9 protein-coding genes are annotated in these 10,879 nt (G+C 61.9%); 5 read left to right on the top strand and 4 right to left on the bottom strand.

The features are described 5' to 3' along the window. Positions 1–415 (bottom strand): AMP-binding protein (locus tag QZT63_RS10110; protein ID WP_290650850.1); only part of this gene is annotated, 415 nt, incomplete at its 3' end. A 448-nt stretch (positions 416–863) separates the two neighbouring features. Here QZT63_RS10110 and QZT63_RS10105 point away from each other — a divergent pair. The 3 genes from QZT63_RS10105 to QZT63_RS10095 all read left to right on the top strand — a co-directional run bounded on the left by QZT63_RS10105 (position 864) and on the right by QZT63_RS10095 (position 4,760). Beyond that, positions 864–2,198, top strand: a complete 1,335-nt coding sequence (locus tag QZT63_RS10105) for an SGNH/GDSL hydrolase family protein (RefSeq protein ID WP_290650848.1) — start codon at positions 864–866, stop codon at positions 2,196–2,198. 477 nt (positions 2,199–2,675) lie between these two features. Beyond that, positions 2,676–3,821 (top strand): ATP-binding protein, encoded by a 1,146-nt coding sequence (locus QZT63_RS10100; RefSeq protein ID WP_290650846.1) that lies wholly within the window; start codon positions 2,676–2,678, stop codon positions 3,819–3,821. A 387-nt stretch (positions 3,822–4,208) separates the two neighbouring features. After that, on the top strand, positions 4,209–4,760 hold the full coding sequence (locus QZT63_RS10095) for a hypothetical protein (RefSeq protein ID WP_290650844.1): 552 nt from the start codon (positions 4,209–4,211) through the stop codon (positions 4,758–4,760). A gap of 396 nt (positions 4,761–5,156) precedes the next feature. Here the strand turns inward: QZT63_RS10095 and QZT63_RS10090 are convergent, their stop codons facing one another. Beyond that, complete coding sequence (locus QZT63_RS10090) at positions 5,157–5,369, bottom strand: hypothetical protein (RefSeq protein WP_290650842.1); 213 nt, start codon at positions 5,367–5,369, stop codon at positions 5,157–5,159. A gap of 612 nt (positions 5,370–5,981) precedes the next feature. On the opposite strand from QZT63_RS10090, the gene tnpA reads away from it, so the two are divergent. After that, entirely contained in the window at positions 5,982–6,395 is a 414-nt protein-coding gene (tnpA, locus tag QZT63_RS10085) for an IS200/IS605 family transposase (protein WP_290650840.1), read from the top strand. Beyond that, positions 6,396–7,511, top strand: a complete 1,116-nt coding sequence (locus QZT63_RS10080; protein WP_290650838.1) for a transposase — start codon at positions 6,396–6,398, stop codon at positions 7,509–7,511. Between the two features lie 42 nt (positions 7,512–7,553). Here QZT63_RS10080 and QZT63_RS10075 read toward each other — a convergent pair whose 3' ends face one another. After that, positions 7,554–8,951: a Fic family protein gene (locus QZT63_RS10075; RefSeq protein ID WP_290650836.1), complete on the bottom strand. Its 1,398-nt coding sequence runs from the start codon at positions 8,949–8,951 to the stop codon at positions 7,554–7,556. A 409-nt stretch (positions 8,952–9,360) separates the two neighbouring features. Then, positions 9,361–10,879 (bottom strand): asparagine synthase-related protein (locus QZT63_RS10070; RefSeq protein WP_290650834.1); only part of this gene is annotated, 1,519 nt, incomplete at its 5' end.

The following is a 10,879-nucleotide window of genomic DNA, read 5'->3' as shown; positions in this document are numbered from 1 at the left end:
GCGGGTCCATCGGTGGGCCATCGACCACAACCACGGTGTGCAGGTCATGGCAGTGGCTGAGCTCATCGCCAAGCTGCTCCAGACGGCTCGCCGAGGTGACGAGCACGCGCACATTGCAGTCCCGCAGGATGTAGCCGACCTGGGGTGGTTTCAGCAACGGGTTAACGGGGACGAACACGCCACCCGCGGCGGCGGCCCCGAACAGGCCGACCACCGCCTCGGGCCGCTTCTCCAGGTAGACGGCGACGCGCTCGTCGCGCTCCAGCCCGGCGGTCTCAGTCAGGGAGCGGGCATAGGCAAGCACGGCGGCTGCGAGGTGCCCGTAACTCTGTTGGTCCCCTTTGTAGCTCAGTGTGGTGTTATTCGGCACGCGCTGGGCCGTGCTCAGGATCAGGTCGTGGATAAGATCGGCCATCAGGCGGTCCGGTAGTTCCCTGTTGTTGGTGATTGCAGTGTATTGGCGTAACGCCGCCTTGCCTATCCCTGAGGTGGGTTGCTGTGCGGCTGGCCGCGCAATCTCCTGAGCCGGCGTGCGCAGGCGGATTCAAACGCCTTCGTTCCGGCTTCATGGGTTGTCCAGGCTGCGCTCGGTTGTTGCTGCCGCTGAGGGACCTCGCGACCCGCACCGACTCCGCTTGAGCCCGGTGCCCCTGGGGCGAATCGCCGAGCTTGCCAGGCGCCCAACGGCGCGGGTGGCTAACGGATCAGGCGCCGATCAGGTGCTAGCGCCTCTATCCGTCTTCCCCTATTCTTGTAAGTCAAGCGTTGTTACTGACGCTGACGGTGGGTGGCTCGAAGCTCGACAATCCGGGATAGTGAATCAAGGTAAGCTATACATTCAAAAAAGTTAAAGGGTGACATAAATGAAGATGATAGCAATAGGAGTTGCTGGCATCATTGCAGTGACAATGGGGGCGCTTATTTTCGGTCTGAACAAAGCGGAAGCCAACGAATTGAAGAACTTGGAAAAAATATGTGTTTTTGGAGACAGTTTATCCGATGTTGGCAACGTTCTTGTAGTGACTGACGGTGCAGTTCCGCCTCCGGAGCGCTATTTTTCCGGACGCTTTACCAATGGTTTCGTGGCGGCAGATTACTTGGCGATTGCGTTGGGATTCACATTGCAGCCTTCAATGGAAGATCCATCCTGCTCGTCCAGTACCTCCTTCGCCTACGGGGGGTCGGGTACAGGGCAGACTAACCTGACTCCTGGAGATTTTCCGGTACGGGGGCTCCTGGGGCAGGTCGAAGAGTTTCATTCCGACACGGGCGGGATGGCCGACCCTGAAGCCCTTTATGTGGTATGGTCCGGTGCGAACGATTACCTGCTCGCAGGCACTAAGGGAATCCCCACAGGAGGTCCCGAGGAAACGGTTGGCAATATTGAGACCGCAATACGGGAGTTGCACGGCATGGGAGCGCGGAATTTTCTAGTCGCTAACCTCCCTGATCTGGGCAACATCCCGATCGCAGCGGTGATAGAAGAGGCCAATCCGGGAACCCGCGAAGTTCTCGGAGAGGCAACCAGGGCGCATAACGGCCTTCTGGGTGCTACCCTGAACAATAATTTGGTTGAGCTCGAAGATATTCGTTTATACAGCACCGACGTTTACGCATTGTTCAACGAAATAGATGCCAATCCATCCTCGTTCGGGTTTGTGAACACCCCGACCGACCTCGGGCCTGCCTGGAATTGCCTCATCGTGCTTAAAGAGCCTGGCGATTGCACTCCCATAGGACCCGACCGGTATGATGCCGACGGCTCGGTGTTCTGGGATTCCCAGCATCCTTCCACGGCGCTGCACCTGCTGGTCGCCCGGGAAATGCTCGAAACGCTGGGCATCGACGCTGTGGCCATTACCATGGATATTCTGCCCGGGGAGCATCCCAATCCGCTCAAACGTCGTGGACTGTTTCTGCCCGTAGCCATTCTGACAACCGAGACGTTTGACGCACTGCAGGTCGATCCTCTGTCAGTGCGCATTCACCCGTCCAATGCCCGCACCATTCCTGGCTTGGCAGACGTAAGGGATGTGAGTGGTGATGGCGCTGAGTACGATCTGGTCTTGCAGTTTAAACCCCAGAGGTTGGGCCTCTCTTGTGGCGACAATACCGTGCTTGCGTTGACGGGTCGTACCCATGCCGGTCAACTGATCATCGGTTCCGACTCCGTCAAGGTGCACTGCGACGCTGAGTGATAGGGCAAAGGGTTGCAGTCACCGGCCACACGCGGGCGTGCTTCCTTCAGGAATTGCACCTGATGGAAGTCCGCCAGGCCCTGGGTGCGCAAGGGGCGAGCCAGGTGCAGCAACTGCGACACAAAGACAGCGGGCGCGATCGAAAACGGGCGGCCTCAGCCGCCCTCCTCACTTTGCGCGAGGGATCGTCACCCGAATGGGCCAAGACCTTGTGCGGCCCTGGTAGAGCGAAGCGGCATAGAGCCCGGTCCGCCTTAATGCGGACGCGCCAAGCCTTGTAGATGCATTTCAAATGCCGCCTCTTCGTCCCGTTCGACGGCCGACCTAAGGGAACCACATGATTGAGAAGGATCCTTGCAAATCCTCGAACAGGCCGAAGAATTACAGGGACTCGCTACTGCATCACACTGTCTCCATGCAAATTGTCCACTTAGTGGATAAAATGCAAGGATGATACCACGGCGAATCACGGATAAGGTGAGGGAGGCGCTCGGCTACCAGGCCGCAGTGGCCATTATCGGCCCCAGGCAGGTGGGAAAGACCACGCTCGCCCTTGAAATCGGCGATGAGCTGGACGGGCTCTATCTCGACCTCGAAGACCGGGCCGACCGTGACAAGCTGAGCGACCCGCGCCTTTTTCTCGAACACTTCGAGGACCGGCTCGTGATTCTCGACGAAATTCACCGCGTCCCGGAACTCTTCCAGGAGCTGCGCGGGATTATCGACCGGGGCCGGCGCAAGGGAAAAGGCACGGGGCGCTTTCTGATGCTGGGCTCGGCCTCGATCGATCTGTTGCGCCAGTCGGGCGAGAGCCTGGCCGGCCGAATCGCCTATGTCGATATGGGCCCGCTCGATATCCTTGAAATTCCGGACGACGCCGACTCGCTGAACAAGCTGTGGGTACGCGGCGGCTACCCCGACAGCTATCTGGCGCAAGACGACGACCGCAGCCTTGCCATCCGCAAGGATTTCATACGTACCTACCTACAGCGCGATGTCGGCCTGTTCAATCCGCGTCTGCCGGCGGAAACCCTGGAGCGCCTGTGGACGATGCTGGCACACAGCCAGGGCGCTCTCCTCAACGCGTCAAGGCTGGCGACTGGCCTCGGGGCGAGCCCTCAGACCGTGACGCGCTACATCGACCTGCTTGCCGACTTGCTTCTGGTGCGCCGCCTTCCGCCCTATCGCACCAATATCGGCAAGCGGCTGGTGAAGTCACCGAAGGTCTATGTGCGGGATAGCGGGCTGACCCATGCGTTGCTCGGCATTCCGGACTACAATGCGCTGGCGGGCCACCCTGTGGTCGGTGCAAGCTGGGAAGGCTTTGTGATCGAGAACCTGCTAGGCGCCGCACCGGAGCGCATGCTTGCCAGCTTCTACCGCACGTCGGCCGGTGCCGAAATCGATCTCCTACTCGAACTGCCGGGCAAGAACGGCCTCTGGGCGATCGAGGTCAAACTGGGCTCGTCGGCGAAACCCGGCAAAGGCTTTTACAATGCCTGCGAGGATCTGAAGCCTGACCGCGCCTTCGTGGTCTACGCCGGCGAAGACCGTTACCCGATCGCGAAGAATATGGAGGCGATCGGCCTGCGAGCGATGGCGGGGCTGCTGTCGAAACCCTGAGAGTACGTATTCCGGTGAACGTGACCGCGGATTCCGCTGTTCGTGACCGATGCGCGGGGCGGTGTGCGCTGGGCCGTGCTCTTTGAGCGTAATCGGTCACTGATGGGTCAAGTTGCGGCTGTGGTGGCGGGGGGAGCCGTCGAGCAGCCGGTTCGACAAGTGCGCCGAGTCATAGGCCGGCGCACACAGACATGATCCATGGCGGGTGGCCTGGCTGAACTGCAACTGTATCGTTTGCCGGGTGAGTGAGTACAATGATAAGAGTTCGATAAGGTGAGGACTCATCATGACTCGGGATAACGCTTTGTTGCCCCTGGAGAGCCAGGCAAACCGCAAGGCTGGGAAGAGTTGAAGCACCTGCGGATACGTGTCGAGCAGGAGAAGACCATGCGGATCACTTCCGAGGAACCGCAGGTCCTCGACACCGTTCGCACGATTCTCAGCCTGGTTGACCGGCGCATCAACGATATTAGTGAAGAAACCATGGAAAGGCTGATCAACGTTGCGCCGCTCACTCTCCCTGAGAGCCATGGCCAGGCCAGGTTGGCGCAGGTGCGCCGAAACCATCAGGCCCGCCAAGCCTTTCTTGATGGCTACGATGTGCTTGATGGGCGCCAAGTGCACGAAGTCACTGGAAATCGAGCCAGCAACATTCACGCAACGGCGACGAGACTGCGCAAGCAAGGGCGCATATTTTCCGTTGAGATCAACGGAGAGCTTTACTACCCGGGCTTTCAATTCGACTCAAACGGGCGTCCCCGGGATGTGGTCCGAGAGGTCTTGTCGATCGGTGGCGAGGAAGTCTCGGGCTGGTCGATGGCTCTCTGGTTCGCATCCAGGCATGGCTATCTAGGAGGTTACAGACCGGTTGAGTTACTCGACACCGATCCCGAGAGGGTCACTACAGCCATGAAGAGGGACCTGCTTCACCCTCGCTGAAGGCCCAGCGCCGCTTACGCGGCCCGACATCGAAAGCCAAGTCTTCGCAATTGCCGATCGTCTCGGAATCACTATCATGCTGTGACGCCGAGTGTCTCGGCGAGCGCGTAGGGCTCGCCACAACAACCCGGTGACACAGTGCGTTCAGGACACGGAGGCCTGCAGCGGAAGCCGGCTGGACTGCGCGCGTGTGTCGAGCCATAGGCCGAGCATCATCAGCACCCAGACCAGCTCGCCGTAGTAGGCCGCGTGCTCGCCGCGGTGGAGGTCTATGAGGCGATCGATAAAATCCTGCCGGAACCACCCGTGCTTGCGTAGGCTGGCCAGGGCATCCCCGGCCAGTTCCTGGAGTGCCGGGGTGTCACGTCACCGCTAACGGTTTCTGACCCATCTGCGCTAATTGGGGCGGAGCCGTGGCTTGCGCAGTAGGTGGTCACAGGGATTGGAGCTGCGGTCTGTGTGGTCTTCGTCGCGGCGCTCATGCGGGCGCTCCGGCGGAATGCGGCAGGAGAGCGCGACGACGCGGTCGTCCAGCATGGGGAATTCCACGTCGATTCCGGCCAACGCCACGGTACGGCTGACCTTGCAGAGGTCGTTGTCGGCCAGCATGATCCTGTGCAGTGCAGTGCAGTGCAGTGCAGTGCAGTGCAGTGCGGTGCCGTGCTCGGGGCTGGCGTAGACGGCGCGCTGTCGGTCCAGGGGAGGTCGGGGTCGACATGCGCGAGAAATCCGGCGTCGAAGATCTCCGCCGGGTCGTGGCGGTGCAGGAAGTTATAGCTTTGCAGGCGGTCGGGCAGCGGAATGCGGGCTTGCTGGATGTAGCTGCGTACCTTGCGGGCCCCGGGCAGCCCACCCAGCGGGCTGGATGCCAGCGGCTCCATGAGACGGCGACGCGGCAATCGGTGACAAGGCGCACAGGCCAAGCTGGATCCGGCCGGCGATCAGCCTATAGGCCCGTGTAGGGCTGGGTGTCGGTGGACCAGAGGGATGCTGCACCGCAGCATGGCCTTTGTCTGCCCGTAATTCGCCTCGACAGCCCTCCGCCGCGCCGGAGCACGCACGTAGGACTGCCGGAACACGCCGACGGCGGGCGGCTACCGGCTCGTGATGAATTAGGCACGGTGAACTGACTCATAGACCCTCCGCAAGGAAACTTCCGACTTCAGTCGGGAGAGGAATTGCGGGCTTGCGAAGCAAGCCGTGTTCGCTACCATGTGGTGAATGGTTAATGTCGTTTCCAACCGCAACTGCGTCTACCAGACGGCCTACCATGTGGTCTGGTGCCCAAAGTATCGACGCGACGTATTGACCGGCAAGGTGGCGAGCGCAGTCGAGCAGGCGCTGGAGGTGATTTGCGCGGAACGCGAATGGCCGGTCGTCTCCAAGGAGATCCAGCCGGAGCACATCCACCTGTTTTTGAGTATTCCACCGGCCGTTGCGGTGGCCGTTGCGGTAAAAATCCTGAAGGGCACCACGGCGAGGCACCTGTTCCGCCAATTCCCGGCGCTCAAAAAGCGGCTTTGGGGCGGTCACCTGTGGCCGCCGTCGTACGACGTTGGCACGGCGGGCGACGTCAGCGCCGAGACGATTCAGCGCTCCATCGAGCGCACCGAGCCCATCAAGGGGCGACGATAGATGCAGCGCACCGTCTCCATCAAGCTGACCACCACCCCGGAGCAGTCCGAGGCCCTGTCGGTCCTGGCCTCGGAGTTTGCGCGAGGGTGCAATCTGGCGATGGGGCATGCCTCGGAGAAGCGCTGCACCAACCGCGTACAGCTTCACCATCTTGCCTACTACCCGGTGCGCGAGAAGACCCGCCTGGGCTCCCAGATGGCGTGCAATGTGATGCGGGCAGTAGTCGGGGCGTACAAGACCCTGAAGGCCAACAAGCGTTTGCCGCTTGAGGGGCCGCTTCCGGAGGTCGTCTTCGGCGACCGGGGCGCGGTCCACTTTGACAAACGGACCTACAGCATCCAGGGCGACACCCTGTCGCTCTACACCCTGGACGGTCGCATCCGAGCCCCCATGGCGCTGGGGGGCTTTCAACGGGAGTACCTGGAGCGCGGTACGCCCAAGGAAGCCAAACTCGTCCAGAAGAACAAGGGATGGTTCTTCAACCTGGTTCTCGACGTCCCGGCCGAGGCGCCCCGCGCGGGTGGCGTCCTCGGCGTGGATTCGGGCGAGAACAACATCGCCGCCACCAGCACCGGGAAGGTGTTCGGTGGCGGGAAACTCCGCTACGACCGCGACCGGTTCCTTGCCCTTCGTGGACGGCTTCAACGCAACGGCTCGCAATCGGCAAAACAATTGCTGAAACGAGTCTCCGGCCGCGAACGCCGCCATGTCACCCAAGTGAACCACGAAGTGAGCAAGGCCATCATTGCGGAGGCGCTGGCGTGCGGGGCGGGTGTTATCGCCCTGGAGAAGCTGACCCACATCCGCAAGCGGATCCAGGCGGGCAAGCGTCTGCGCTCCCGCCTCCACCGCTGGGCGTGGGCGCAGCTCCAAGTGATGATCGCCTACAAAGCCGAAGCGGCGGGTCTCCGGGTGGTCTACGTCAACCCGGCGTACAGTTCCCAGACCTGCGCTGCTTGCGGTCAGCTCGCCAGCCGCAACAAGCACACCCTGAGTTGCACGTGTGGAAACCGGGCGCACGCGGATGTCAACGCGGCATCGAACCTGGCCCGGTTGGGAGAGACCGCCGTCTCTTCCAGGGACGCCGTAAATCGTCCTGATGTGGGGGTCGCTTAGACTCACCATAATAAAAAGCCTCTGACTTTAGTCAGGGGTTGTTTACATCTTCTCGCTTCCCTGGATCCCCGTTTCAACAAGCTGGCCAAGGAAATTGGCGAAAGGAATGATATTCTGCCGCACGCTCGCGTCTTCCAGCGCGGCCATATAGGTCTCGCGTTCTTCCAGTGGAACAATGGTCCAAGGGTACCCGCCGGCAGCCAGCATAACATTCATGAGAAAGCGGCCGATCCGGCCGTTACCATCCATGTACGGATGGATATAGACGAAGATGAAATGCCCGAGCACCACGCGAACGGCCGGGTCGGTTTCCTCACACAGCAACTCGAAGAACGCCGACATGGCGTCGCGGACAGCCTCGTGGTCCGGCGGGACGTGCATGGAGCGGCGGATATAGACTGGGCCGTTGCGATAACCGGCCAAGTCGGCTCGCGGTAGCAGTCCGGCCGTGACGCTTGGCGCAAACATCTCGCGATACCAGGTGGGATGATCGTGATCCGCGACCTGTCCCGGGATCTCGCCGGTGAAAACGCGCTCCAGGCTGTCCCGTACGACCTGATAGGCCTGCCAGTAGCCGCGAGCGGCGAGCCCATTGCGGTGCTCTCGGTCATTTTCATCTTCGTCCGGATTCCAGTCGCCCTGGCGCACGTGGCGGATCAGCTGCGGGCTGACGCGATAGCCTTCGATTGACAAGGAGTGGTAGGCATCGGCGACAAAGATTTCCTCGACATGCCGGAGATAGGCCTCCGGGTCATTGGGCCGTCCCGGTGCGGCGGGAAATCGTTCAATGATTGGCTCGCGCATCTCCTGCCACATGATGCGAATACGGTTGACCACGGGAGATGCCGGCCGCACCGCGAAAGTGACGGGAATGCGATCTGCGAACGGATCGCTTTCGCGGACATCATAATCGGCAGCCCGCATTGTCCGGATAATCTCATCAGCTACTCGGTCGCGCCCCATATTGCGGAACGCGCCTGCAAGCCGGCCGGCGATCGTCGTATGCCCGCCCTCGAGAAGTCGCGACAGGAGGTCCGAGGAATCGCGTACCAGCGACAGCGCGGCGCGCGCATCGGTCGGGTTAGCAGAGAAAAAGCCGGGCGCGCAGGCCACCAAGGCGGCCTCCAGCGAGAAGAGGCGCAAGCCATCCATCAAGATCGTGTTGCTGTCGGGCGGCAGGCTGGCCCGAATATCGAAAAGCGATGTGCCATAGAGAAGCTCGGTCGGTTTGTTACGACCCTTCGGCGCGCGGACCAAGAGTTGATCGGGCACGGCACGGTTGCCAACCTGCAGCGCAATGGACTGCTCCGGGGAAAGGCACCATTCATTGCCGAAGCGTTGGTGCAGATAGTCCGCGCAAAACCCCCAGAAGGAGGCATACCATGGCGTGCTATCACCGGCCAAATCATCGGGACGGGCCGGAATGTACCAGCCCTTCATGACCTCCTGGAGAAACCCGCCTTTGAGAAGTCGCTCGCGGTCTGTTCGCGTGAGATCGCCGGACCGGATGGCGGTCCGGTTCGTGTCCTGTAGCTTTCTCAGCGCTTCCAAAGCGCGGGCGAGTTTCTCCTGCGGGGTTGCCATTTCGGGCGCACTCTTGTTCGCTTATTGTGCTGATCTATATTTAGCTTATAATGCATAGCACTTGCTAGCTTTTTGTGTTGTATCATGACTAGCCTTTCGTGTCGAACCTGTATTCGATTATTCTGCGTTCGAGTGGCAGCCGATCCACTCCGGTTGCAAGGGGCATATTCGGCCTCATGACCCGGGAATCACCATCACCCTGTGACGCTGAGTGACTCGGCCAGGGAGCGAGCAGGACTCGTCACAATGGCGTACAGGAGCGTCTTCAGGACATAGAGGCCTGCAGGGAGAGCCGGCTGGACTGCGCGCGTGTGTCGAGCCATAGGCCGAGCATCATCAGCACCCAGACCAGCTCGCCGTAGTAGGCCGCATGCTCGCCGCGGTGGAGGTCCATGAGGCGATCGAGAAAATCCTCCCGGAACCACCCGTGCCTGCGCAGGCTGGCCAGGGCATCGCCGGCCAGTTCCTGGAGTGCCGGGGTGTCACGCATCCAGACACCGAACGGCAGTCCGAAGCCGTGCTTTTTCTTCTGCAGGATGGCGTCCGGCAGAAACCCCCGCATGGCGTCCTTGTAAAAGCATCGGAGCTGCGCCCTGCGCACCTGCAGCTCCGGCGGAATGCGGCAGGACAGCGCGACGACGCGCTCGTCCAACATGGGGAATTCCACGTCGATTCCGGCCAGCGCCACAGTGCGGCTGACCTTGCAGAGATCGTTGTCGGCCAGGACGTACTGCCAGTCCAGGTACATCATCCGCTGCAGCGCGGTGCCGTGCTCGGGGCTGGCGTAGACGGCGCGCTGACGGTCCAGGGGGAGTTCGGGGTCGACATGCTCGAGAAACCCGGCGTCGAAGATCTCCGCTGGGTCGTGGCGGTGCAGGAAGTTATAGCTCTGCAGTCGCTCCGGCAGCGGAATGCGGGCCTGCTGGATGTAACTGCGTAGCTTGCGGGCCCCGGGCAGCCCACCCAGCGGGCTGGATGCCAGCGGCTCGATGACACGGCGACGCAGCGAGGCCGGCAGGCGGGCGTAGAGCTCGAAAATCTGCTGGCGTCCGTAGGGCGGGTTGCCGCCGAAGAGTTCATCACCACCGTCACCGGCGAGCATCCGGTCGATGCCGTCTTCGGCGGCCCGGCGCGCGCAGTGATAGGCAGGCACGGCAGAGGAGTTGCCGAAGGGTTGATCGTACGCCGCGGCGATGCGCGGGACGGTGTTCGCCACATCTTCAGGGGTGACGTAGTACTCGCGCAGGTCCAGCCCGAAGTGATCCCGGGCCGAGCGCGCGTAGGCGATCTCGTCATACCCTGGGGCGTCGAAACCGATGGCGTAGGCCTGTGCCCGGCCGCCATGGTGACGGGCCAGCATGCCGGCGACCGTCGAGCTGTCGAGGCCGCCGCTCAGGAATGCAGCCGTGTGATGCTCTGCCGCAGCATCACCGACGGCTGCCGCGAGGGCGGCGCGCAGGTCGTCCGCCAGGTCCCCCGGCGTCGCGGTCCGGTCCGGCTGGAAGTGGGGTGTCCACCACTGGCGCACCGTGACTGCGCCGTCCTGCCAGTCGACGGCGTGTGCGGGGCGCAGGCGGGCGATATCTTCGTAGATGGAGTCCGGGCTGGGGACGGCGTGAAAATAGACGTAGTGGTAGACGGCCTGGGCGTTCAGACGCGCATCAACAACGGGGTGGGTGATGACGGCATCCAGCGAGGAACCGAACACCAGACAGTGGTCCCTCACCGTGTAGAACAGCGGTATGCGGCCCATGCGGTCGGTGGCCAGCAGGGCCTGGTCCGTC

The sequence above is a fragment of the Aquisalimonas sp. genome, assembly GCF_007120195.1.
Taxonomy (GTDB): Bacteria; Pseudomonadota; Gammaproteobacteria; order Nitrococcales; family Aquisalimonadaceae; genus Aquisalimonas.
The sequence above is the reverse complement of the archived record's forward strand: the minus strand, read 5'-3'. Positions and strand labels throughout refer to the sequence as shown.